Genomic DNA, 24244 nt, shown 5'->3' on the forward strand with positions numbered 1-24244 from the left:
GCCTCCCGCTGTGGGCTTTGTCCCCCTAACTAACAACAAATTTTCATCTATAACATTATATACATAATAGACAATATTCGTAATATCTGATTATTCATTCCATTATGTATAAAAAAAGAGGATTTATGCTCTATATTGAACATAATATCCTCTTTTAATTATAGTATGTTTAAATGTATTTAAGGGGATTTCTTATTTTTTAGGCTAATTGCAAAAGAGCCTTCAGTTTCTTGTACAGAAGCAAATGCAATGTTTTTTATATCTTCAAATCCTTTTTCTAGTAACTCTTTCCGAAGCCATTTTTCATTTTTATGGATTAATTTTAAATTATCGTATTGAATTTGTGCATCAACGATAAGGGCAATTGGTAATCCTGCATATTTTACATCTATATGCATATCTTTTGGAGTGAGAGGAACAAGCTCTCTTTTTGGTAAAATACTAATGGCGCCATTCGCTTCTAAAATGGCATATTCAATTTCATGTACGCTAGGATATCCTGCTACGCGAAGATTAGATAGTAACTCAGCAATTGGATATCTACTTTTCTTTAGATTTTCAAAAACAATATCTCCATGTTTAATTAAAATAATGGGGTGACCAAGAATGAAACGATTCAGTTTATTTAGCAAGCTCAATTTTGTAATCAAGAGATGAAGGCATGTAATCACAATTATACCTACAATAGCTTGCAGAGCGCCATCAACCGGTATAGCTCGAAAAGCTAAATAAGATAAAAAGATAATCGCCCCGAAATCGTGTGGTGTAAGCTGAGCGAGTGCGGATTTTCCTAGTAGTTTAAGCGAGATAAGAAATAATAAAAAGAAGAAGGTTATATTACATAAAAAAACAATCAATGTTTACACTCCTTAATGCAAAGTTCCCATTATCTTATATATACCTTATCCACTATTCCCTTTATTTATTGTAAATATTACTTATCGAGGGTTATTTAGGAAATTAAATCTATACAAATAATGAGAAGAATATTATGATGAGAAAATAGAAAAAATAGGAGTAAATGTAAATGATAAAGAAGAAAAAGATGATGAAGTATAGTTTAGTTGTGATAATGATTATAGTAGGTTATATAGGATTTTTACAATATAACATTTATAAGCATGGTCATATGGAAGCACCGAACGATGCAGACTACATGATTCTTTTAGGAGCAAAGGTGAAAGGAACAGAGCCTTCTTATTCTTTACAATATCGTATTGATAAAGCAGCGGAATATTTAAAAACACATGAACAAACGATTGTTATTGTATCCGGTGGTAAAGGAAAAGGAGAAGATATTTCAGAAGCACGGGCTATGAAAAAAGGATTAATGACACAAAGTATTGCAGAACAAAGAATTATAATGGAAGATCGTTCTACAAATACAGATGAAAATATTGAATTCTCAAAGTCTCTTATTCCAGCAAATAAGAAAAAAGGGATGATTGTTACAAATGATTTTCATATGTTTCGGGCCAAAAAAATTGCTGAAAAACAAGGGTTGAAGGTAAATGGACTTCCTGCGAAAACACCTAAATCGATTATTATTCAGTCAAATGTGAGGGAATATTTTGCGATTACACAGTATTGGCTAACGAATCGTATATAGTAATAAATCTTACAAAAATGTAATCTGATTGAAAGGTAAAACGATAGTTCCTAAAGTAGTGAAGTGCCATAATAAAGGTAACAAAAACAACGAAACTTTAGGAGTGAATCGTATGAAAGGCAATAATATTTTATCTTCACTTTGTTATTTTAGTATTTTCTTTGCACCGTTTCTATTCCCAATCATCGTCTACTTTATTGCAGAAGATGATGTGAAATATCATGCGAAAAAGGCATTTTGGACACACATTTTCCCATATGCAATTTTATTTGGTGGATTGGCATTTTCAGGTGTATTCGGTTTAAGTTTTGGAGAATCCGCAAGTGTTGGAATCGGAATGATTGTAACCTATGTAACTTTTACAATTGTAGGTATTTATTACTTTGTTTGGAATATTGTTAAAGGTGTTAAAGTACTGAGAGCAGCTTAAACGATTTATTTTTTCAAGAATGAAAGAGGACGAATGGTTAAAAATTCGTTCTCTTTTTGTATAGGTTTGAAGGGTTCTGCTTTAATTGAGGTGAAAAAAGAGCATATTATATAGAAGTTTTTAGATGGGCATAAAAGTTGTGATAAATGAAAAGGATATGTTAATTTTTCAGTAATAAGAAATAAGGAGGCTTTACTATGAATGAGATGATACATAAAATGGAGCAACATACATCAGTTCGGAAATATAAACAAGAACCAATTCCTAAGAATATAGTGGAAAGAATGGTGCAAGCAGCGCAGTATGCAGCATCATCACATTTTGTTCAGGCGTATTCAGTTATGTACGTTACAGATGAAAATTTAAAGGTGCAATTGGCAGAGTTATCAGGTAATCGTCATGTGAAAGATTGCGCGGCATTTTTTGTTTGCTGTGCAGATTTAAAGCGCTTAGAAACAGCATGTGAGAAACATGGAACAGAGATTAAACATGATGGTGCAGAGGACTTTATTGTAGCTACAGTAGATGCATCCTTATTTGCACAAAACTTAGCGCTCGCTGCAGAATCACTAGGATATGGCATTTGTTATATTGGAGGAATCAGGAATAATCCAGAAGAAGTGAGTGAACTGCTCCATTTACCAGATAAAGTATACCCGGTATTTGGGATGACAGTTGGAGTACCTGATGAAAGTCATGCAGTGAAACCGCGTTTGCCAGTTAAAGCGATTTTACATGAAAACGTATATGACGAAAATAAATATGATGAATTACTAGAGGAATATGACCGTACGACTAATGAATATTATAAGGGAAGATCTACAAATCAAAAGGATGTAACATGGACAGGATCAATGAGTGCTTTTATGTCAAAAGAGAAAAGAATGCATATGAAGGAGTTTTTGAGTAAAAAAGGGTTTAATAGAAGATAAGGTAAAAACAAATCTGCATTAGCAGGTTTGTTTTTAGAAGGAGAAGTTTTTTTACTTTCGAATATGTATAAGTGTGTCGAAAGTAAAGGGGCTGATGAAATGAAAAAAGCATTGTTTTTTCTATTTGATGGATTTGCAGAATTTGAAGTGAATCTAGCGAGTTTATTTTTAAAGAGTAAGGGATTTGAAATTGTCACAGCAAGTGTAGATAATGCGACTGTTACAGGAGAAGGAGGTTTCCAGTGTAAACCGCATATTTCCATAGATGGCATAATTGCAAAAGAGTATGAGATTTTAATTGTCCCCGGCGGAGAGATCTTTCATCATCTAGAAAATCCTAAGTTATTATCGCTTGCCCGGGAGATAAATGAACAAAATAAATGGTTAGCTGCTATTTGTGCAGGAACCGCTTTATTACAAGCAGCTGATGTGTTGCAAAATAAAAGATTTTCAACTTCTTTAACACCAGAAGTGGAGAGTCTAGCACATCTCCATGAGTGGAAGTATAAACAAAGTACAGATGTAACAGTGGATGGGAAAATCATTACAGCAGTTGGCTCTGCTTATGTCGAGTTTGCAGTTGAAATCATTAAACAACTCAATTTGTTTGATGAGGGAGAAGAGAAAGAAACACTCCTGTATTTTAAAAACATAAAAGAATTAAGTAATAAGACCTTAGCGTAGCTGAGGTCTTATTTTATGAAAATATTTCTAATTTTTCATTGACGTTTACATTGTAAGTTGTTAATATACTGAATAATTTTGCAAAATTATAAAATTGATTCGATAGAAATCGAATCAAAGAGAGGGGAATTTATGTTGCGAGTTACATCATGGTTTGAACGACATGTCAAAGTTGTATATTCACCATTTCGCGAAATGTTATTAAGCTTACATGTTTTATCTAATCCTACCCATCATGTAAAACGATTAGAGTGGGCAGAAAATGTATTAAATCAGATGGATCAGGAGGAAAAAGAAATATTATATGAGATTAATGAGAAAAGCGATGACTGGTTACATTTTATAGATTGGTGCTCTGAGTTTCAGGCTGAAGTCTATGTTGAAGAAGGGATTGAAAAATTACGAGTCACGGATACAAAAGGCTTTCAATCATTTTTTCCTAAGCTAGAGAAAGAATTAGTTTGTAATTTTTTATATCAATATCATCAGCGCTATTTTGCACGAGAGTTATTTCAAATAGAACCATGGCTAGAACGATCTGTATATGATGTGAAAGAAACAATCAAACAAAACCCGTTGTCCCTTTCTAAAAATTTGCATCCGAGATTTTTAATTGATGAAAAGGAAATAACCTTTTTAAAAGCCCGTACTTGGCAATATCGTTATGAGGATTTATCAGCAATTACATTATATCCATCAACTTTTGTCGCACCTCATTTACTAATAGATAATCTTATTTCTACTCATATAAAAGTCTATTATGAGGTGGAAATCGCATCGTCGTATACAGATGAAGTACCAAAGGATCTTTTGCGAATTCTACAAGCGATATCAGATGAAACGAGATTAAAAATGCTAAGAGATTTATCCTTTCAATCTTTTTGTACACAGCAATTAACAGAGCGGTATAGTCTTACAAAATCAACGGTTTCCAATCATTTAAAAATGTTAGAGTCTACAGGTCTTATACAAAAGGAACGAAAAGGTTATTACGTATTTTATAAAACAAATCGAGAACGATTAGAACAAATTCGTGTTGATTTAGATCAATTTATGGATTTCCCAATTGTTCAAAAATTAGGGGAGGGGAGAACATGTGGCTAACGTTTATGGCTACATTTCGTCGTGATTTCTATACGATGCGTAGAGCGTACCCATGGTCATTTTTTTTAGGGCATATTTTAACTGGTGTATATATCGTATTGTTTGCTTATCTAACATATCATTTTATGTTTCAAGGAAAGTTAGATGCTAATTTTGCAAAGTTAGGGAAGACGGATGATTATCTTTCGTACGTTATATTAGGAGCTGTTTTTTATTCATTTTCTGTTTCTCTATTAATGATTGTGAGCCGAACATTGATAACCGAACTGCGTGAAGGGACGCTGGATGTTTTGTTATTAACGCCATCATCTCGGCAAGGTTATTTTCTAGGAGCAGCTGCGCAAGGGATATTGCGTGTGGGACTTGAATTTATCACGATTTTTATTTTTGGTTTGTTTTTTGGATTACAGTTTCGAGAAATAAATATGATACCAGTGGTATTTTTATTAATTATTTTCTTTTTTGCTATATTCGCTCAAGCACTAGTGTTGGGGGCTTTTATGCTCTATTTTCGTGATACATATTTAACACAAAATACATTGTTTATTTTTATGAGCCTTGTCAGTGGTGTGTTTTTTCCAGTAGGTTATCTTCCTACATTTTTACAGCCTATGAGTGTATTGATGCCGCTCTCACATGGTTTATCAGCATTTCGATTGTGCATGATTGAAGGTGGGAATTTAGCTTCCATACAAATTGAACTTATGTGGTTATTGGGATTAGGAGTTGCGTATTTTATTGCGGGTGTATATGCGATGAAACGAATGGAAAAGTATGTGATTGAAAAACATTTTGCATAGGAGGGCTTATTATGATACAAGCAAAACAACTTGTAAAGCGGTATGAGTTAAAAGAGAAAGTAGGTTTTTTTCGTAAAAAAAGAAGAGTAGTTGAAGCAGTAAATGGACTAGATTTAACAATTCAAAAAGGAGAGATTGTAGGATTGCTAGGTGTGAACGGGGCTGGGAAGACAACAACGATTAAAATGTTAGCAACGCTTCTTGAACCAACTTCGGGTGCTATTGAAATTGATGGTATAGACAGCACAAAGCAAGATTTACTTGTAAAGAAAAAGATCAATATGATTGCAGGTGGTGAACGCATGTTGTATTGGCGTTTAACAGGTAAAGAAAACTTGCAGTATTTTGGAAGTTTGTATGGATTAAAAGGAGCCGAATTAGAGGAACGTATTCAGTTTCTCCTTGGTCAAGTAGAGCTCAAAGAAGCTGCTAATACACCTGTAGAACGATATTCAAAGGGAATGAAGCAGCGTTTGCAAATCGCAAGAGGTCTTATTAATGATCCAGATTATTTATTTCTTGATGAACCAACATTAGGACTTGATGCACCTGTAGCGAAAAAGCTGAGAGAAATGGTATATCGATTGGCGAAGGAACAAAATAAGGGTATTTTGTTAACGAGCCATTATCTTGAAGAAGTAGAGGAACTTTGTGATCACCTTTATATTATTGAAAAAGGACGACTTCTTTATGAAGGAACTCCCGATAAAATTATCCAGTCTATTGTCCGTGAATATCGTTTAGAAATTGTGATTCCTGAAATGAAGAATGAAACGATAGAACGATTAGAGTATTCTTTAGGGCTGAAGGAAATTCAATATGAAAAAGAACATATGGGTGAACATATACGATATGAACTAAAGGCATCTTTTGATATGACAACAACGGTTTTATCATTATTAACCAAATATCAAATTCGTATATTACAGTTAGAAACACATAAAGCAAGATTGGAAGATGCAATATTACAAATTGCAAATGAGGTGAGTGCGTGAATATGTTTTTTGCAGAATGGAAAAAAAGTCACCGCAATCATTTTCATAGTAAGATGGTTTATTTTTCTTTATTCATTTGGCCGGTTTTATTATTTGCAACGGCTTATTTTTCGGTGAAGCCATTTGATACTTCAAATACTAGCCCGCTTGCAAAATGGATGGATCCAAAACAAATTAGTTTTTTTCTCATTACAGGTTATATTGGATATGTTTTCTTTTGGAGCCTTGTTCAATCGGCATGGCAAATGTCATGGGAACGCCAAAATGGAACACTGGAACTTATATTTTTAACACCAGCATCGCGTGTATGGATGATGTATTGCCGGGCAGGAGCAAATTTAATAGAAGGAGTATGGATGTTTACGATGTTTTCGATTCTCATCGCATTGTTTCTGAATGACACACCGATACCACCAGTTGAAAATATTGTATTTGCTTTTATGATTTTATGTATTTCGGCTGTTGTGTGGGGGGGTTGCTTAAATACGATTTTTTTATTTTCACGAGATGCTAGTATTCTATTTACAATATTAGAAGAACCGATGCAATTTTTTGCGGGTGTACGCATTCCCATTGTTGTATTACCACTATGGGGCAAAGTACTAGCAGCTTTGTTTCCATTAACGTATGTACTTCAAATTTTCCGTTCATTATTAATGGAAGGAAAAAGTATTATAAATGTATTTCCAGAGTTAGGTTTATTAGCTAGCTTATTAATCATTTTAATTGGAATATCGTATGTGCTTGTTCGAAAAGCAGAAAAGCATGCGAAACGAACAGGAAATATGGTTTTATTTTAAGGAATGGGGAGAGAGAAATGGGAATATTTCAAGGTGCAGCGGCATTATGTAAAAATAATGATGGGAAATTGTTAATGGTATTGCAAGGGCGCCCAGATGTAAAAGAAGCAGAACTAAAATGGTCTATTCCATCTGGTGGGAAATTGGAAGAGGAAACATTTGAGGAGTGTTGTATACGAGAAGTGAAAGAGGAAACGGGATATGATGTACGTGTCATTAAAAGTATGTACGAAAAGAAGGGGAATAGTAATGGATATGATGTTCACATTGTGTATTATGAGGTAGAAGTAATTGGAGGAAATAAAGAAATATGCGATCCAGATGGATTAATTTATGAAGTGGCTTGGAAAAGCAGTGAAGAAATAGCAGGTATTACCCTTTCTTTTCTAGAAGATAGAAAGTTATTGCAGGGATTCATAGATTGTACAGCAGGTGATGAAACCTAAGCGCTGATACACATGAAAGGAAAGAAAAAAGATGATATACGAATTGCAGAAAGACCAGTTTATGAATTGCAAACATCTTCTACAAAAGGAAAGGCATATAGAAGTGCAAGCTATCATTGAAGGGAATAATTCGGGCCGTATATTTGTTGACAATGCGAGCGAACCACGGTCTGGTTTAGTTTGGCTTGGAAATTTAGATGGTTTTGTATTTATTGGTGAGGCAAATAACAAAATGTTTAACCTTGAAATAAAAAAGGTTTTAAGGGAACAAATTGCACAAGAAGCAGCCTGTTTGGACTTGAAGTGGTTTGAAGGATTTGGTCATCAAGTAGGGTGGGATCGTACAATTAGAGAAATATTATGTGAACAATCATACGAGGAATCCAATCAAAAAGTATACAAATTATATGAAAGTGCGTACAAAACATATAATGAACCAATCATTGATGAGGTATATACGGTATTAAAAGTAACGAAGGAAAATCTTGTGACATACTCTTTGCTCAAGCAATCATTTTTCGTTTCACAAATTACATCATTTTGGAATTCGATGGAATCATTTTTTGAAAAAGGAATTGGGTATGTGATTTTGCATGAGGATCAAGTGGTGAGTCTTTGTTTTTCAGGATTTGTAAGTGGGAATATGCATGCGGTAAATATCGAGACAATTTTGGAACATAGAGGGAAGAATCTTGCCAAGAAAGTCGCACATATATTTGTTCAAGAATGTTTCAAACAAGGGTATGTGCCCTATTGGGACTGTATGGAAGTGAATAAACCTTCAATTGCTATAGCAGAGAGCCTAGGGTTTACAAACATTTTTGATTATATTGTATACGAGTATCAATTTTAATTTGACTAAAGAAAATAAGAAATACCTCAAGGGAAAAGAATGTATTTGTTCTTTTTCTGCTTGGTATATTTTTTTCAATATATTTGTAATTGCAGTGGGTGTACTTTTAACTTTGAAATATTTGATGTAGAAAAGCGACTTGTAAAAGTCGCTTTTCTTTATAAATGTGTAATGCCAAAATGATGGGAGAAACACTATTAATAAAAAAGCCTTCACATTAATTATTTGAGCAATCATATTGCCCAGTGAGGTACCGATGATATCTAGTTATTAAATCATCTACAAATAGGATCGTGATAGTGTAGTCCACTCTTCTAAAGAAAGTTTTTCTGTAATATGTTTTAGTTCATCTGGAACATTAACAAAACTAATAAACTCAATACTATTATCATCTGGATCTTTAAAATAGACAGAAGCATTGCCTTGGTTAGGGCGAACAAAAGGTCCAATGGTAGTTCGATTACTAAATGGAACGGGCGTAATATTTCGGTCTTTCAGCCACTTAATAGATGTATGAAGAAACTCGAAGTCTACTTGAAACGCAATATGGCGAAGGGAAGGATGATACGGCGTTTTATATTCTTCTCCTTCCCAAAGTCCGAGCCAACTTTGTTCTTCTACAATCCAAAAGAAGGCAGTATCCTCATATCTTTTATATAGTTTTAATCCCAATGATTCATAGAATGGTATGGATCTTTCTAGGCTGCGAACGGGTAGATGTGATTCGTATAATCCTTTGATCATAAATAATCCTCCTCTTTAGATAATATATTGTTCTTATTTGTAATTGTAATCTATGTCCTTCTTGGTTAAATCAATAAAAAGAATGGAGAATGATTCATACAAAAGTATGAAATATTCTCCATTCTTTTTATTTTATATTACAAAAAGTATACATTAATCTGTTTAATATCTCAAAAATGTATTTAAAGTTACTTTTAAATGAATATATTTTCTATAAAGTTAAAAATATTACGATTTCATTACAAAAAATTATTGATTATATTTGTATATGATAATATAATTCTCTTTGTGGAAATAAAAACTAAAATTATTCATTATTTGGTGGATATGGAAAATAAAGAAAGTTATTTTGCCTATTTTAATGTCTACAATGCTTGTAGCTCCTGCAGTATCTCATGCAGAAAAACAAGAAACTGTGAAACAGATTACTCCAAAAACAGAACAGACGATGCAGAAAACAGGTTGGGTAAAAGATGGAAACACATGGTATTTCTATGATCAAAATGGTATGAAGAAAACTGGTTGGTTACAAGATGGAGGAAAATGGTACTACTTTGATGCAAACGGAAAAATGAAAACGGGTCGTATTGAAGAGCAATATAATGGTTACTTATTAGGAGCAGACGGTGCGCTATATACCAATGAAGGATGGCTTCAGTATGAGGGAGATTGGTATTATGTTCACCAAGGGGGAAAGCTACACTGGGATTTTCTTGAATATAATGGTAAGACATACTTTTTAAATCCAGATAATAATAAAATGCTATTAGGTTGGATAGGTTCACATCCTGATGGTAATTATTTCCTTTCTGATGGATCAATGGCAAAAGGTTGGAATTTAATTGACAACCATTGGCATTATTTTAGCGGAAACGGAGCTGCTTATAATGGCTGGCTAAGCTATAAAGAAAGCTGGTATTACTTTGTTGGTGCTAAGATGAAAACAGGCTGGTTACAAGAGAATGGGAATTGGTATTATTTACAGTCTAACGGTGCAATGGCGATAGGTAAACATTTCATTGATGGAAAATGGTATTCATTCAAAGATAATGGTGTTATGAGTTAAAGAGAACTCTTTAACTATCTTAAAAGATTTTGACAGGAAAAGATGACAACTGAAATGTTATCCAAGCATAAAAAGTGAAAACATAAAAATTAAAAGGCGACACACATTGTACATCATTAATGTGTGTCACCTTTTGTAATTTAATATTCTATAAAACGGTATATACTTCTTTAATCATCTGCAAAAAAGTATGAAAAACAGTGAGTTGCTACTGTTTGCATGCCTCGACATCAATGCCGGCAGCAATTAATTTTTTTTCGCCTTCTTGTTCAATAATTTTTTGTAATTTTGATAAGAATGAGTCAAAGTCAGTATGTTTGGCAACTTGGAACGTCATTTTATGTTCGATGGGAATCCAAGTATCGATATCGGCTTCGTTATGCTGAATTTTAACTTCTAGTTTATCAAGAGCATTTGCCACTTTCGCTTCGTATGTTTCTTTTGCTTCAAACTCTATCCATAAATTGTACAGTTCGTCCCCAAGAGGACCTTCTAATGTATGTTTAATATTCAAAATGGCTTTTTGTTCATTTTCTTGTTTTTGTAATTGTAATTGTTCGCTGTTCATTGTGTCAAAAGCAGGAATATCCCCGGCTTCTGCTTCCACGAGATCATGGATAATAACCATCTTTAATAGTTTTTCCATGTTTACTTCTTTATCTAAATAAGGCTGAACTAAAACAGCCATAAGGGACATACGCCACGTATGTTCCGCAACACTCTCTTGCCGACCATTAGAAAGCCAGCTATGTCGCATTTCGTATTTAAGTTTTTCTGCTAGTGCAATGACTTTTAAAATGTTATGTTCCATATGGATCCCCCTCATATTGCTATAAACTAATATTAATATAAAAATAGAATGTGTCAATTTTACGTTCGTTTGACTAATAATTCAGAAATATTATAAAATATTCCCATAATATTTTTTTATTTTTACAAAAGACAAAGAAGAAGTTGAAATTGCAAAAATGCTGAGTGGGAGTGAATATAAAATGTACCAACAGACAGCAATTCATGTACTAGATCTTTTGAAAAATATTGTAAATGGAATAAAAAATATTCAGAAAGTGGAAGAGGAATGTAGAAAAATAGAAAGAGAGTTCCATGTGACGTATGCAGAATTAATGGACTTATATGATAAAATGATAGCTTTTCAAAGAGAGATTGAAAAAATGGGTGGTTTATTTGCATACGAACAATCTCAAATGATGTGGTTGAAATCTGAATTAGAACTTTTATATGCTACGTATCAATTTTGTCAGCATTACAATTTAAATATTTCAGATACTTCAAAGGCAATTAGTAAAGAGAATCTACAATTATTTCCGAAAACAGAAAGTCAACTGCAGAATACGTATTATAAATTAAAAAATCAAGAGCTGCCATTTGAAAATATAAAAAAGGGTAAGCCGGGGCGTAAGAAAAAGCACGAGCCAGAACAGTATGTTTGTGAGAAGGAGAATAGAGTAAAAAGTATAGTGGTCCAAAGTGAAAAGACAGAGAATAATCTGGTTACTATATTATCAGGGATTGTCGATAATTTTGAAACAATTGGTGTAGAGGGCAAGAAACAAGAACTATATCAATTTATGGAAGGGATTTACAAACTTTCGAGTATGGCAGCTGGGCATACAAAAGAAAATAATACACATGAGATACAGAAAGAGCTTCAAAATCTTCGTGCTGAAAATGAGAGATTGAGATATGAAAAAGAAGAGGTTATTTCTAGTATGGACGAAATGACAAATCAAATGAATCGTTTTATTGAGAGCTCTGATATTAATCAAATTCGAACATTACCAGCTTTTGTGAATATGTGTAAACAATATTTGGAGAAAAACAAACTTCATCATGACAAAATGGATACAAAAGAACAAATAATATCTATGAAACAATGAGAGCTACTTTCTATTGGCTTTTATGAAGCTGATAGAAAGTAGCTCTATTATTTTTATGTTAAAATCAAGAAAACTTACAAATTAAGAGGAGAAGTTAATATGAACCAAAAGTTACATCCACGCGTCGGTGTTGGAGCGTTTCTTTTAAACGAGCAAGGCGAGTTATTACTTGTACGGAGAAAGAAGGCACCAGAGCAAGCGCACTGGAGTCTCCCAGGTGGAAAAGTGGAATGGATGGAAACAGCAGAAGATACAGTTGTCAGGGAGATTCAAGAAGAGGTAGGGTTAGAAATTGAACTCACATCGTTATTATGTGTGACGAATCACATTTTACCTGAAGAAGAAGCACATTGGGTATGTCCGACGTATATTGCAAAAGTAACTAATGGGATAGCAGAAAATCTGGAAAAACATGCTATTAGTGAAGTGGGGTGGTTTTCATTAGATAGTCTTCCAGAACCATTAACCTTAACTTTACAAAATGCTTTGAAGGAATATGAGAAACTTAAATAAGTATATGGAAATATAATGTATCGAGCTCTTAGTAGAGAGGAAGAAAACCTTCGCTGAGGATTAGCAGCGGGATAAATGTAATCAAGCTATCTTGTTTTAAAGATAGCTTATTTCTTATTAATCGAATCAAAATTCAGAATTTTATTGACTGTACATTTTTTTCTTTTTATATTAGTAGGTATAGTAATAACTACTAAAGGAGTGGGAACATGCCAGAGGCATTATTTTTACAGGATGCATATAAAAAAACTGTCAAACAGAAGTAACAAGAGTGGATGGAAACCGAGTATTTGTAAAAGAAACGATATTTTATCCAACTGGTGGAGGACAAGAATGCGATACAGGCGTACTTACATAAGGTGAGAATACTTTTGAAGTTGTAAAAGTAAAGAAAGCAAAATCGTCGTTTTGAAGTACGCGCTGTCATGTAAATGCAAATAGAGGTAAATTGAAGTGAGGGATTACAGTGGATGAAGTCATGAAAGAATTGCAAAAGTTAGGGTTTTCACAATATGAATGTAAAGCATACATCGGTTTATTAAAACATTATCCTGCGACAGGATATGAAATTAGTAAACAAACGGGTGTACCGCGTTCCATGATTTATGAGGTACTTGGGAAATTGATGGATAAAGGCGCAGTGCATTTAGTACCCTCAGAACCAGTTAAGTACGTTCCAGTATCGGCAAGTGAGTTAATGAATCGAATGCGACAAGATTTTGAAAAGTCATTTGATTTCCTTGATCAGAAGTTAAATTGTTTAGAGCAGGAGCGTCAAGTAGATATAATCTCTCATATTCGTACGGATGAACGAATTTTAAAGGAAATAAGTAACATTATTGAGCGTGCAGAAGAAGAGTTATGGATTTCTGTATGGGAACAGCAAGTGAGCGAGCTGGAGCCTCTTATTCACAAAAAGGAACAAGAAGGTGTACATGTTTTTTCGATACTTTTTGGGGCACCTCAAACAAAAATAGGAACAACATTTCATCATAATTATATGACTCCAGATGTTGTGAAAGAGCGGATGGGGGGGCATTTAACAATTGTTGCACGAGATGGAAAAGAGGTGCTTATTGCCAATTTTTCAGAACATAGTACATCATGGGCTGTTACAACATATGATCCAGCATTAGTGCTTGTCGCAATAGAATATATTCGTCATGACATTATGGTTGAAGAAATTACACAGGAATTTGGTCCTGATAAATTAGATGCATTATGGCGTGGTAATGCAGATTTAGTTCACGTTGTAACGGGTAAACGCTTGATGCAAGAAACGAAGGGGGAAGAGTGATGGCAAGGGCTGAAGTACAGATGACAATGCACGGGAATGAAACATTTCAACAGGGAGTGAAAGATTGTTTACCAACTGTACTAGGGTATTTAAGTATTGGTATCGCAGCTGGTGTAATTGAAAAAACAGCAGGGTTTTCGTTAGCAGAAATAGCATTAATGTCTACTTTGATTTATGCTGGTTCCTCACAATTTATACTCGCTGGTATGTTTGCCGCTGGAGCACCTACTTCTGCAATTATTTTCACCGTATTTTTTGTCAATCTACGTCATCTGTTAATGAGTGCTGCGCTTGCCCCGTATTTAATGAAGGTTCCTTTCTTGAAAAATATGATAATTGGCTCGCAAATTACAGATGAAACATTTGGTCTTGCGGTTCAGCAAGCTTCAAAAAAGAAGTATCTAAGCGAGAGATGGATGCTTGGTTTAAATGTGACAGCATATTTAAACTGGATCATTGCGAATGTCATCGGTGGTATTTTTGGTGAGTGGATACCAAACCCTCATACGTATGGTATGGATTATGCTTTACCAGCTATGTTTATTGGATTATTTGTCCTGCAGTTAATGAGTAGTCATCCAAAATTAGTCATTCATCTCAGTGTTGCGATTGTGGCAATTGTAATCGCATATAGCATACATTTTTTCGTTCCGGCAAGCGTAGCAGTTATAATTGCAACACTTACGGCAGCAACAATAGGGGTGGTGATTGAAAGATGGAAGTAAGAATCGATGTGTTATTACTCTTAATGGGAGCAGGTCTGGTTACTTTAATTCCGCGCCTATTACCGCTCATTGTATTTAGTAAAATACAAATTCCAGATTGGGGATTAAAATGGTTAAGTTATATACCAATTGCTATATTGGCGGCGCTCCTTGCTGAAGTGCTCTTTATGAATAAAACGATGCAATGGGATTATATAATTGCAGCAATTCCGACATTCTTTGTTGCTGTTTATACACGTAGCCTGTTAGGAACAGTGTTAACTGGGGTGATTGTGATTATTTTGTTACGTTTGTTTATATAACAAGGATTTCTTTCATAGTATATCGAAGAGTGTAATATCATGAATGAAATAGGGGTGGTGTTATGATTCTTTTAACGATAGGTGCTATTTTGTTTATAGTTTTTATCTTCTTCATCATTGGTCTGCTTACTTTTACAATGCTTGTTAATAAAGCAACTCCACAAATTTACTACACACCTTGTGATTCCATGACAATACAATCTCATAAAAAAAATAGAGGGAAGAGAAGTTGATTTTAGGCTTTTCTTCCTCTTTTTATTTATCCCGCGTTAACGGGCAGTAAGACCCCATCTCAAAATTCAGAAAAAGTAAAGAAGTTAGGTGGGGGATTTTCGGCACCGGGATAGGGTTGTTTTTAGATACTTTCATTCTTTATTCTTCCTCTAGTATTTTTTCGACGCTTTCATCACAACAAGTTCTATCTTTCGCAATTTGGATGACTATAGCCTATGCACTATATCTATTCATTCCTGTATGGATGGAACGATCGTTTGCGAAATGCTTCCTATTTACGTGTAGAAAAAGGAGCTGATTCTTAAAAATCAGCTCCTATAAAACAAACTTACATTTTAGCAATTCCTTGTAATAGTATGCCGAAGAGTAGACTGATAAAAGAGAAAGCACCGACGGATACAGAAATAATTCGATTATTTTTCCATTCTTTTATGAAAACCATAAATCCTAAAATACAAAGAAAATACCAGATTGGTAGAAAAATAAAATCGCTAATATAATTAGGGAGTAATGTATAAAAACTAGTCAAAACTAAAATCCAATGTCCAAGAAATAAGGTCATAACGATAAAGGAATGTCGATAAGGAAGGTTTAAATATTTACGATTTTTAAGAGTTGTAAAAATGAAAGCTAACGTTATGAGAATGATTAGAATAACGAAAGCAAGTAAAAGTAATGTAAATGACATAGCAAAACTCCTTTAATACATTTGTTTCGTTATAGTTTTTAGAAGAAATGAATCAATCATTTCATATGCTTGTTTTGTAGATTGTTCGTTATAGTTTGTAGTATAAGGATCCAGAAATCCATGATTTCCTGGGAACTGTTGTATATGTAGAAATGAGTTGTCTTGTCTTTGCAATGTCGTAATAAGAGAAGAAATGGAACAGTTCAATTCTGTTTCTGGAAAAATTAAAAGAGTAGGACATGTAGGAATAATATAAGAGTAGTCTCGTATGCGAGAGCCATAGCAGCCAATAATAAAATTAACTTTTGGATTGTTACTGCATAGCCAAGAGATGGTTGCGCCAATGCTAAAACCTATGAGTCCAATATATGGGTAATTTTTTGAAAACTGTATAATCATTTCTTCAATTTTTTCTTTTCCATGTTGAAATCCAACGTTTTGCATAAAATGGGAGTAAGCTTTTTGTTCATCATTATAATGAAAAGGAGCATCTAGCTGTAAAAGACTTGGGCAGAAGATATCTACCTGTGGTGAAGAAAACCTGGATATGACATCCTGCATATGCTGATTTATGCCGTATATTTCGTGAACAACAATCAGAGCTACTTTGTTCTTCATTGATTATAAACCTTTCCTCTGAAAATTATATTCTCTTTCTACAACACATATTTTCATATGAAAGCTTTCATACCATTGTTCACGACCTCTTTGTCTTGCTATAGTATGTGCTGCATTTTCTCTCCATTGTTTAATTGCTTCAAGTGACTCCCAATATGAAATTGTAATACCGAGACCAGATGCATCCCGTACGCTGTCAACGTTTATAAAGCCAGGTTGCCCTTTAGCGAGTTTTTCCATTTCTTCAGCGACATCGCCATAATCAGTCGTGTCTTGTGAAAGCTGGGAAGTGAATATAACTGCATAATAAGGTTCGTTACTTTGCTTTGTATCCCTCATCGTATCCCTCCAAATATACTTATGGATTGTATCATATCATAAAGATTGAATAGTATGTCTTTTGAGTATAAAAATGTTTTGAGAAATATCCCGTACCATATTAGGATAACTGTTGAAAAAATAGAAATTTACGTTATTCGTGCAGTGATGATAAAAATATTTGGAAAGACAAATCATACGGCATACAAGAAAAACCCCACTTCAAATAAAACTGAAGTGGAGTTTCTTATATTTCTTCTAGGCTATTAACTGGAACTGTTAATTCGCGATCTGGATTCGTTGCATCATATATGCGGGCGGTTTCATTGCTTTCATCAACATGTTGAATCATAACGGGCATGCCTTGAAAACTAACATGCGCTTGTTCTGATGACTCGGAAAGCTCTTTTGCACGTTGTACATTCATTCTTACATTCCTCCCATCTTTATTATTTTTGCTGAAAAGGAGGAATAATATACCATTTTGAGATGGGTTTAAAGTTTTTGTATTATTTGTAATGTTTCTTTAATAAACACAGTAAATGTCGAATCAGGGAATTCTTGTATAGCATGAAAAGCTTCTGTTGCTTCTCGAAGCGCCTTTTTCTTATTTTTGAGTTCCATATAACAAAGGGCACGGTAAGCCCCCCCAGTTATAATCCATGCTTGGTCTAGTGGGTGAAACATATAATCTGGAATTGTCGCTTGCTGTAATGTTTCTAATGCTGCTTCATATCGCTTAAGGCCGTATAAAGCCTTTCCTTTTTCTAGGTAATAAACCCCGTCCTCTTGAAAGAGCGGTTTATCTTGAAGTTTTGTTCTAAATAAATCTAGATGTTTGAGAGCTAATGTATATTCATTTGTTATTGTATTATAATAATAAGCTTTTAATATATCTATAATCGCAATAGATAAAATATTTTCTGTGAAAACGGCAAATTGTTCGGATTTTTTTATATAGTGTAGATATTTATTTTCATCTGCCACTATTACATTTTGGTAGGAGAGAATTCGATAAAATTCATCTGTTTTATAATACACTTGATTTTCTTTTGAGAAGTCAAGAGCTTGTAAGATAATTTTTTCGCACCCATCATAATCACCATATGCGAGTAAAACAATTGCCTCACATAAGAATAATTCTATTTGTATAATAAGATCCATTTCTAATTGTTTTGCTTCATACTCTTTTCGAATAGAGGTAAGAAGTTCTAGGCATTCTTTATATTTTTTATGGACAAATAATACATAACACAGCTTTAAACTAGTTTGTGTACTTTCACGATATAAAGTATACTTTTGAAAAATTTCTACGGCTTTTTCAATATAGGAATGTATGCTGTAATCTTTCATATTAAATGCAACGCTTATAAATTGTTTATATAAACGAGCTGTACTTAAAGTAGGTGGTAGTTCTTTTTGAACAATAGGTAGCAGTGTACGATACGCTTCTTCAAATTGATTATTTTTTATAGCTTGTTCCATTTTTGGAATCAGCTTTGTTACTTCTTCGTTGTCCTCCTCTAGTAAAAAACTTGCTTCACATTCAAGCTGACTAGCAAGATATTGTAATGTCTTCATAGAAGGTGTTGCTTTCCCATTTTCAATTTGACTCAGCATACTTTTCGTTAGCTCTGAGCCAGCTAATTGTGTCTGAGTAAGACGCTTTTCTTTTCGCAATGCTTTAATTTTTTCACCAAGAGTAGCCATATCGTTGCTCCTTTATTATAAAAAAGTTAAATGCAATTAAACTTTTTGTTGTAAAAATTTAAAAAATGATTATATAATAAGTTTAACACAATTTAACTTTTTAGGGGAGAGTGGCGTAATGGGGGATGTAAGTATAAGTCAAAATGATCCGAGAATCAAAATCGCAACGAGAAATATCATTTTGATGATGATTGGAAAAATGACTTCTTTATTAGGTGCAGGGATTTATACGTTTGCAATGGGGTTATATGTTTTAAAAACAACAGGATCAGGAGTAGGTTTTGCAATTACGCTTATTTGTGGTTCTATTCCAAGAATGGTATGTGGACCAATTGCAGGGGCTGTGGCAGACCGAATAAACAGACGGTGGGTTGTTATTGGTGCGGATTTATTAAGTAGTCTTATCATGTTCACGATGTTTGCACTTTCTACTTTATTTGACATTTCACTTCTATTCATCTATGTATCTGCAGCACTGTTATCGATATGTGCAAGTTTCTATTCTGTTTCTTTTACGGCTTCTATTCCAACTTTAGTTGACAGTGCACGTATTCAACAAGCGAGTTCTTTAAACCAAACAGCGACAGCACTTTCGACTATTTTAGCACCAGTTATTGGTGGAATGGTATTTGGTTTGTTTTCAATGAAATTCTTTTTTCTTTTAAATGGTATTACATTTTTTTTAGCGGTAATTGTACAGTTTTTTATTGCATTTGATCTGTATAAAGTACAAGCAGAACAGAAGAAAGCTGATTTTTTATCCAGTATTAAAGAAGGATTCTTATATGTAAAAAGACGTGATGATATGTATACGATGTTAAAAGTGTTTATTTGGATTAATTTCTTTGGCAGTGCACTGTTTGTTGCACTTCCGTATATTATCATTCAAAACTTACGTTTATCGTCTCAGCAACTAGGTGTTGTGGAAGGAATGTTGGCGGTAGGAATGTTGGTTGCATCAATTGTTTTATCTGTTCGTAAGGAAATGAATAATTTATTTCGCGCGGTTCGCATTAGTTTATTTGTCTTAGCGGGTTTGTATTTGTGTACTGCATTTCCGTTATTAGTTACAATTCCAGGGACGGTAAGTTTTATTTACTATATAATTTTTATGCTTATTTTTGGAATGACGAGCATTTCCATCAATGTTCCCCTTCAAGTATATGTTCAGAAAACAACTGATTCACAATATCTAGGACGGGTTTTTGGATTAATTGAAACAATTTCTACGGCAATTACGCCTCTTGGAATTATTTTGTATGGATTTTTATTAGATATAATGCCAACTAGTATGGTAATGGTTATTTCGGCTATTGGAGTATGGATGGTAGTATTATTAGGGATGAAACAAATGGATGTGAAAAAACAAGTGGATGTATCAGCATAGATGTACAATGTTTTTCTAGGAAAACTTCATTTTGAAGGAAATGAAGTTTTTTCTTTTTTGAAAGTGTTTTTTAGTTATGATAAATTAAATTTAGAAATCCATGTTGAATGGCAAGAGAGAGGGAGAAGAACAACATGAAATACAAAATGGTTGTAATGCTTTTTGTACTGTTTATAGTGGCTGGATGTAGCAGTAATTACGATATCCAAGTTGATACAGGTATGCAGGCATTAAAAGATGAGAAATATAGTGACGCAATTATGTGGTTTGAAAAAGCAGAAAAAGAAAAATCTACGAACGAGGTAAAAGCCTATAAAGAAGTTGCTAGCCTGATGGATCATGGTGCAACGGCGTTAAAAGATGGTAAATATTTAGAAGCAAAGGATGACGCGAACCAAGTATTACAAAAGAAAAAGGATGCATCCCTTGAGAAATCTGTAAAGTCAAACGCAGAAAATATGCTTCAAAAGGCAAAAGACATTGAAGAAAAAGAAAAGGAAAGAATTGCAAAGCAGAAAAAAGTGGACGAAGAAGGAATTGATAAAGTAATTAAAGCGGTAGATAGTATTGATGAAGTAAAAGAAAAGCAGAAGAAAGCTGGAGAAGTATTGGATAAAGCTGAAAATGCACAAGAAAAAATAGAAGCGAAGAAAAACTAATAGAATAGTATTTGAAAAGGTATGTATGAGGCTGTCATTTTTATGACAGCCTTTCTTTTTGAACATTTTTTAACAAATGAAAGAAATAAAAAAAACACAGGAAATATTTGGTATGATAAAATTATTGGAAAAGTTTTCTACAAATCATAAGGGGGCTATGAAATGAGAAAATTAGATGGAAAAGTTGCTTTTGTTACCGGTGCTGCAATGGGGAATGGTGCTGGAATTGCCCATGTATTTGCTGAATTAGGAGCGAGAGTATTACTTGTTGATATTTCAGAAAAGGTTCATGAAACAGCAAAAGAAATTGTTAGTAAGGGGTTAGAAGCAGCTAGTTACGAAGTAGATGTAACTGACTTTGCAGCTGTAAAAGAAATAGCAAAAGATGTATACGAAAAATATGGGAAGATTGATATATTAGTGAATAACGCAGGAGTTATTCGTCTTGCTAACTTTTTAGAGATGTCAGATGAAATGCGTGATTTTCAATTTCAAGTAAATATTAACGGTGTGTGGAACTTCTCTAAAGCGGTCTTGCCATATATGATTGAGAAAAACTATGGAAAAATCGTGAACATGTCTTCTGTAACAGGAACGCTAGTTGCAGATGAAGGAGAAACAGCTTATGCGACAACCAAGGCCGCTATTTGGGGATTTACAAAAGCGTTAGCACGTGAAGTAGCCAAGCATCATATTACGGTAAATGCGATTTGTCCAGGCTATATTATGACGCCAATGGCAGAGCAAATTGCAAATGAGTCTGATCCAAATGAACCGAATAGTGTTATTGATGGAATCGCTTCAGGTGTTCCGTTAGGACGTTTAGGGAAAATTGAAGAAGTAGGACAATTAGCTGGATTCCTTGCATCTGACGAATCAAGTTACATAACAGGAACACACATTGTAATTGATGGTGGAAGTACATTGCCAGAAACAGTTTCTGTTGGTGTGGAGTAATATTTAAATATAGGAGGAATCTTAATGTTTTTAGGGTTTCTCCCATTAGGGTGTTTTTTTGTATAATTAGAAAAATCAATTTTGTTACAATAACTTGAATTTCCACTATTTCATCAAAAAAAGGAATATAATAAATGTATAACCTATTACAAGGAAGTGTAACTTATGAGTACAGTAGCTATCGTATATGGTATTATTCTTTCTACTATTATTGCTTTATTTGTTTTTGGAGTTTCACGTTATATCCACAAATGGAAAGAAGGGATTGCAAAGTTAAATCATATTGAAGAAGAACTTGGCGATTTAATGTTACATCATGGTAAGTAAAGAGGTTTATTTTTTAGTTAAACAATGTGAAGGATATCACAAAACATGCTAGCATTGTGGAGCATGTTTTTTTGTTATGTAAAAACGATAGTAGATAGGCACATCAGTTTGATTTCTTCCATACGATACAATGTTAAGTATGAAATGTTGGGAATAGAAAAGAGGGATCGAATGGCTAATTCAGGATATGTTCCAGATAATAAAAACTTAAAGAAAAGTTCTGGGACACCAAATCTTTTCTTTGACTCACGGGAAAATATATTTTTTAAACGAGATGATAAAAATATTGCTTATGAAGTGACTTCAACACAATTACCAGCAATGATTGGAGGAGCGTTTGTCGATCTTTTTATGACGAAAGGTCATATGAGGGAACCACATTGGCATCCAAACGCTTGGGAATTAGATGTCATCGTTTCTGGAGAAGCAATTACTTCTATTTTAAATCCAGAAACGAATCAACTGCAAAATTATCGAGCGAAAGCTGGGCAAACGGTATTTATTCCAATGGGTTGGTGGCACTGGATTACGGCTGTATCAGAAGAAGCCCATTTACATCTCTTCTTCAATAATGATCAATTTGAAACAGCTGAGGGTTCAGATGTCCTTAGAATGACCCCACCAGAAGTATTCCAAGTCGCTTACGGTGTTAATGCTGAACATTTAGCTAAGGATCTTGCACCTATTAAAGAATCTGTTGTGATTGGACCACCTAATTTAATGCGTTTTACGGATGAACAGCGGTCTGATATAGTGGTTGTATTAAACGGAGAGGTGACTTCGTGTGAGATAGAGTAGCCCTTGTTCTCGAGTGAGGGCTATTTCATTTGTGTGTTTCTAGCAAAACACTGGATTTTTTTACATAAAACCCCCTTGTACATTTGATATAATGAATATATTGATAAAAGGTATTTTGTTAGGGGGAGCAATATAGTGAAGGTGTTAAAGGTTATAGGATGGAGTATTTTTATTATTATAGCAATCATCATAGCGATTATGGAATATTACTATTCAAAAGAAGATCCAAACTATGTGCTAGATTACATAAAAGAGCATAAGAATGAGCAAACATGTTCATTAATGATTAGAAGAAATGGTGAAATTTTAGCTACTGTGAATGAGAATAAAAAACTACCGTTAGCAAGTATGGCAAAAATAGTAGTAGCAGTGGAATTTGCAAAACAAGTTTCAGAAGAAAAGATAAATCCACAGGAGCAAATTCCATTACAAGATTTAGAAAAATACTACGTACCAGACACAGATGCTGGAGCGCATCCTGCATGGTTAGAGGATGCAAAAATAAGAAATGCAATAAAAAATGAAAAGCTTTCTTTAGAAGAAGTAGCCCGAGGTATGATTCACTTTAGTTCTAATGCAAATACAACCTATTTATTAGAAAAATTAGGACTCGAAAGAATAAATAATAGCTTAAAAGAATTAGAGCTAAATAGCCATGATGCATTCTATCCATATACATCCCCCTTATATATGAGAGGGTATGTAGAAAAAGAACTGAATGTACCTAAAGATCAATCATTAGAAGTGTTACGTAAAATGTCTATGGATGAATATAGAAAGCATGCTTTGAAAATACATGAATGGATGAAAGATGAAGTGGAATGGAAAAAACACAATATACCATTAAAAGTTGACATGGAATTTCAACGTATTTGGTCTGATAGGCTAGTAAGGGCAACTGCAAAAGACTACATGAGTCTAATAGGGAAAATCAATAATAGAACTGCTTTTCCAAAGCCAATGCAAGATGAGATTGAGAAGATTTTTAATGGGACTGTTGGAGATAGTATATATGAACATGCTGGTAAAAAAGGAGGTTCAACTCCATTTGTATTGACAAATAGTTTTTATGGTACAGATAAAGAAGGAAACAAGGTTGAAATAGTCTTTATGTCTAATGATTTAGATTCTATGGAATTACAAAAACTTAAGAATAACTTAGATTATTTTATTCGATCTGTAGTAATGAGTGAGGAATTTAGAAAAAAGTTATAACAATATAATTTTATTATGTAAACAAAAGGTGCTTTTTTCATGAAGTGCCTTTTGTTTGTTATACAGCAAAAAATATTGAAAGGAATTGGTCTATATCTAATAGAATCAATGGGATAGAAGAGAAAATAAAAGGAG

Annotated in this window: 31 protein-coding genes and 2 pseudogenes; 25 read left to right on the top strand and 8 right to left on the bottom strand. The window is 33.7% G+C overall.

What is annotated here, in order from left to right:
* Positions 1-179 precede the first annotated feature (179 nt).
* The gene (locus tag BPMYX0001_RS07475) at positions 180-857 is read right to left on the bottom strand and encodes a DUF421 domain-containing protein (RefSeq protein WP_003196513.1); all 678 of its coding nucleotides are present in this window, start codon (positions 855-857) and stop codon (positions 180-182) included.
* Between the two features lie 173 nt (positions 858-1030).
* Between BPMYX0001_RS07475 and BPMYX0001_RS07480 the strand changes: the two genes are divergently transcribed.
* From BPMYX0001_RS07480 to BPMYX0001_RS07525, 10 genes are all read left to right on the top strand, one after another.
* Positions 1031-1609, top strand: a complete 579-nt coding sequence (locus BPMYX0001_RS07480) for a YdcF family protein (protein ID WP_033799633.1) — start codon at positions 1031-1033, stop codon at positions 1607-1609.
* A 112-nt stretch (positions 1610-1721) separates the two neighbouring features.
* A complete protein-coding gene (locus BPMYX0001_RS07485; protein ID WP_006094362.1) occupies positions 1722-2039 on the top strand; it encodes a magnetosome magnetite crystal formation protein family in 318 nt (105 codons plus the stop codon).
* A gap of 197 nt (positions 2040-2236) precedes the next feature.
* Positions 2237-2971: an oxygen-insensitive NADPH nitroreductase gene (gene nfsA / locus BPMYX0001_RS07490; protein ID WP_006094363.1), complete on the top strand. Its 735-nt coding sequence runs from the start codon at positions 2237-2239 to the stop codon at positions 2969-2971.
* A gap of 63 nt (positions 2972-3034) precedes the next feature.
* Positions 3035-3655 carry a DJ-1/PfpI family protein gene (locus BPMYX0001_RS07495; protein ID WP_033798784.1) on the top strand — a complete coding sequence of 207 codons (621 nt, stop codon included), beginning with the start codon at positions 3035-3037 and terminating at the stop codon, positions 3653-3655.
* A 132-nt stretch (positions 3656-3787) separates the two neighbouring features.
* The gene (locus BPMYX0001_RS07500) at positions 3788-4759 is read left to right on the top strand and encodes an ArsR/SmtB family transcription factor (protein WP_033798785.1); all 972 of its coding nucleotides are present in this window, start codon (positions 3788-3790) and stop codon (positions 4757-4759) included.
* Positions 4750-5559 (top strand): ABC transporter permease, encoded by an 810-nt coding sequence (locus BPMYX0001_RS07505; RefSeq protein WP_033798786.1) that lies wholly within the window; start codon positions 4750-4752, stop codon positions 5557-5559. The genes BPMYX0001_RS07500 and BPMYX0001_RS07505 overlap by 10 nt, the downstream gene beginning before the upstream one ends.
* Before the next feature lie 11 nt (positions 5560-5570).
* Complete coding sequence (locus BPMYX0001_RS07510) at positions 5571-6554, top strand: ABC transporter ATP-binding protein (protein WP_006094367.1); 984 nt, start codon at positions 5571-5573, stop codon at positions 6552-6554.
* 2 nt (positions 6555-6556) lie between these two features.
* Positions 6557-7354 carry an ABC transporter permease gene (locus tag BPMYX0001_RS07515; protein WP_006094368.1) on the top strand — a complete coding sequence of 266 codons (798 nt, stop codon included), beginning with the start codon at positions 6557-6559 and terminating at the stop codon, positions 7352-7354.
* 17 nt (positions 7355-7371) lie between these two features.
* The gene (locus BPMYX0001_RS07520; RefSeq protein ID WP_003196533.1) at positions 7372-7800 is read left to right on the top strand and encodes an NUDIX hydrolase; all 429 of its coding nucleotides are present in this window, start codon (positions 7372-7374) and stop codon (positions 7798-7800) included.
* A gap of 31 nt (positions 7801-7831) precedes the next feature.
* Positions 7832-8653 (top strand): GNAT family N-acetyltransferase, encoded by an 822-nt coding sequence (locus tag BPMYX0001_RS07525; protein ID WP_006094369.1) that lies wholly within the window; start codon positions 7832-7834, stop codon positions 8651-8653.
* A gap of 279 nt (positions 8654-8932) precedes the next feature.
* Here the strand turns inward: BPMYX0001_RS07525 and BPMYX0001_RS07530 are convergent, their stop codons facing one another.
* On the bottom strand, positions 8933-9397 hold the full coding sequence (locus BPMYX0001_RS07530) for a VOC family protein (protein WP_018782499.1): 465 nt from the start codon (positions 9395-9397) through the stop codon (positions 8933-8935).
* Between the two features lie 349 nt (positions 9398-9746).
* On the opposite strand from BPMYX0001_RS07530, the gene BPMYX0001_RS07535 reads away from it, so the two are divergent.
* A complete protein-coding gene (locus BPMYX0001_RS07535; RefSeq protein ID WP_371398823.1) occupies positions 9747-10463 on the top strand; it encodes a PspC-like choline-binding domain-containing protein in 717 nt (238 codons plus the stop codon).
* 208 nt (positions 10464-10671) lie between these two features.
* On the opposite strand, the gene BPMYX0001_RS07540 is transcribed toward BPMYX0001_RS07535, so the two are convergent.
* Complete coding sequence (locus tag BPMYX0001_RS07540; protein ID WP_003206650.1) at positions 10672-11274, bottom strand: HD domain-containing protein; 603 nt, start codon at positions 11272-11274, stop codon at positions 10672-10674.
* A 181-nt stretch (positions 11275-11455) separates the two neighbouring features.
* On the opposite strand from BPMYX0001_RS07540, the gene BPMYX0001_RS07545 reads away from it, so the two are divergent.
* From BPMYX0001_RS07545 to BPMYX0001_RS33855, 8 genes and pseudogenes are all read left to right on the top strand, one after another.
* Positions 11456-12361 (top strand): DNA-binding domain-containing protein, encoded by a 906-nt coding sequence (locus BPMYX0001_RS07545; RefSeq protein WP_018782497.1) that lies wholly within the window; start codon positions 11456-11458, stop codon positions 12359-12361.
* Positions 12362-12460: 99 nt separating this feature from the next.
* A complete protein-coding gene (locus BPMYX0001_RS07550; RefSeq protein ID WP_006094372.1) occupies positions 12461-12874 on the top strand; it encodes an NUDIX domain-containing protein in 414 nt (137 codons plus the stop codon).
* 209 nt (positions 12875-13083) lie between these two features.
* Positions 13084-13229: pseudogene (locus BPMYX0001_RS33850) on the top strand (alanyl-tRNA editing protein); the annotation flags it as partial.
* Positions 13230-13340: 111 nt separating this feature from the next.
* Complete coding sequence (locus BPMYX0001_RS07555; RefSeq protein WP_006094373.1) at positions 13341-14171, top strand: TrmB family transcriptional regulator; 831 nt, start codon at positions 13341-13343, stop codon at positions 14169-14171.
* A complete protein-coding gene (locus BPMYX0001_RS07560; protein ID WP_003196550.1) occupies positions 14171-14896 on the top strand; it encodes an AzlC family ABC transporter permease in 726 nt (241 codons plus the stop codon). Before BPMYX0001_RS07555 ends, BPMYX0001_RS07560 begins: the two co-directional genes overlap by 1 nt.
* The gene (locus BPMYX0001_RS07565; RefSeq protein WP_018782494.1) at positions 14887-15198 is read left to right on the top strand and encodes an AzlD domain-containing protein; all 312 of its coding nucleotides are present in this window, start codon (positions 14887-14889) and stop codon (positions 15196-15198) included. The genes BPMYX0001_RS07560 and BPMYX0001_RS07565 overlap by 10 nt, the downstream gene beginning before the upstream one ends.
* A 62-nt stretch (positions 15199-15260) precedes the next feature.
* Positions 15261-15431 (top strand): DUF3951 domain-containing protein, encoded by a 171-nt coding sequence (locus BPMYX0001_RS30440; RefSeq protein ID WP_003196553.1) that lies wholly within the window; start codon positions 15261-15263, stop codon positions 15429-15431.
* Between the two features lie 83 nt (positions 15432-15514).
* Positions 15515-15730, top strand: a pseudogene (locus tag BPMYX0001_RS33855) (hypothetical protein); the annotation flags it as partial.
* A gap of 30 nt (positions 15731-15760) precedes the next feature.
* Here BPMYX0001_RS33855 and BPMYX0001_RS07570 read toward each other — a convergent pair.
* From BPMYX0001_RS07570 to BPMYX0001_RS07590, 5 genes are all read right to left on the bottom strand, one after another.
* On the bottom strand, positions 15761-16120 hold the full coding sequence (locus BPMYX0001_RS07570) for a hypothetical protein (protein WP_006094375.1): 360 nt from the start codon (positions 16118-16120) through the stop codon (positions 15761-15763).
* Positions 16121-16132: 12 nt separating this feature from the next.
* The gene (locus BPMYX0001_RS07575; RefSeq protein WP_006094376.1) at positions 16133-16738 is read right to left on the bottom strand and encodes a dienelactone hydrolase family protein; all 606 of its coding nucleotides are present in this window, start codon (positions 16736-16738) and stop codon (positions 16133-16135) included.
* A 3-nt stretch (positions 16739-16741) separates the two neighbouring features.
* The gene (locus BPMYX0001_RS07580; RefSeq protein WP_006094377.1) at positions 16742-17077 is read right to left on the bottom strand and encodes an antibiotic biosynthesis monooxygenase family protein; all 336 of its coding nucleotides are present in this window, start codon (positions 17075-17077) and stop codon (positions 16742-16744) included.
* Between the two features lie 226 nt (positions 17078-17303).
* Complete coding sequence (locus tag BPMYX0001_RS07585; RefSeq protein WP_006094378.1) at positions 17304-17483, bottom strand: H-type small acid-soluble spore protein; 180 nt, start codon at positions 17481-17483, stop codon at positions 17304-17306.
* Between the two features lie 68 nt (positions 17484-17551).
* Positions 17552-18766, bottom strand: a complete 1215-nt coding sequence (locus BPMYX0001_RS07590; RefSeq protein ID WP_006094379.1) for a helix-turn-helix domain-containing protein — start codon at positions 18764-18766, stop codon at positions 17552-17554.
* A 118-nt stretch (positions 18767-18884) separates the two neighbouring features.
* On the opposite strand from BPMYX0001_RS07590, the gene BPMYX0001_RS07595 reads away from it, so the two are divergent.
* The 6 genes from BPMYX0001_RS07595 (at position 18885) to BPMYX0001_RS07620 (ending at position 24109) form a co-directional block, all read left to right on the top strand.
* Entirely contained in the window at positions 18885-20153 is a 1269-nt protein-coding gene (locus tag BPMYX0001_RS07595) for an MFS transporter (RefSeq protein WP_006094380.1), read from the top strand.
* Positions 20154-20287: 134 nt separating this feature from the next.
* A complete protein-coding gene (locus tag BPMYX0001_RS07600) occupies positions 20288-20812 on the top strand; it encodes a DUF4398 domain-containing protein (protein WP_018782492.1) in 525 nt (174 codons plus the stop codon).
* A gap of 162 nt (positions 20813-20974) precedes the next feature.
* Positions 20975-21769, top strand: coding sequence for an SDR family oxidoreductase UcpA (gene ucpA / locus BPMYX0001_RS07605; RefSeq protein WP_006094382.1), 795 nt, complete (start codon positions 20975-20977; stop codon positions 21767-21769).
* A 165-nt stretch (positions 21770-21934) separates the two neighbouring features.
* Positions 21935-22096, top strand: a complete 162-nt coding sequence (locus tag BPMYX0001_RS07610) for a hypothetical protein (protein WP_003196574.1) — start codon at positions 21935-21937, stop codon at positions 22094-22096.
* 171 nt (positions 22097-22267) lie between these two features.
* Positions 22268-22894, top strand: coding sequence for a cupin domain-containing protein (locus BPMYX0001_RS07615; protein ID WP_018782490.1), 627 nt, complete (start codon positions 22268-22270; stop codon positions 22892-22894).
* Positions 22895-23029: 135 nt separating this feature from the next.
* Positions 23030-24109 (top strand): serine hydrolase, encoded by a 1080-nt coding sequence (locus BPMYX0001_RS07620; RefSeq protein WP_006094384.1) that lies wholly within the window; start codon positions 23030-23032, stop codon positions 24107-24109.
* The last annotated feature ends 135 nt before the right edge of the window (positions 24110-24244 follow it).

It is taken from the genome of Bacillus pseudomycoides DSM 12442, from assembly GCF_000161455.1.
Lineage (GTDB): Bacteria > Bacillota > Bacilli > Bacillales > Bacillaceae_G > Bacillus_A > Bacillus_A pseudomycoides.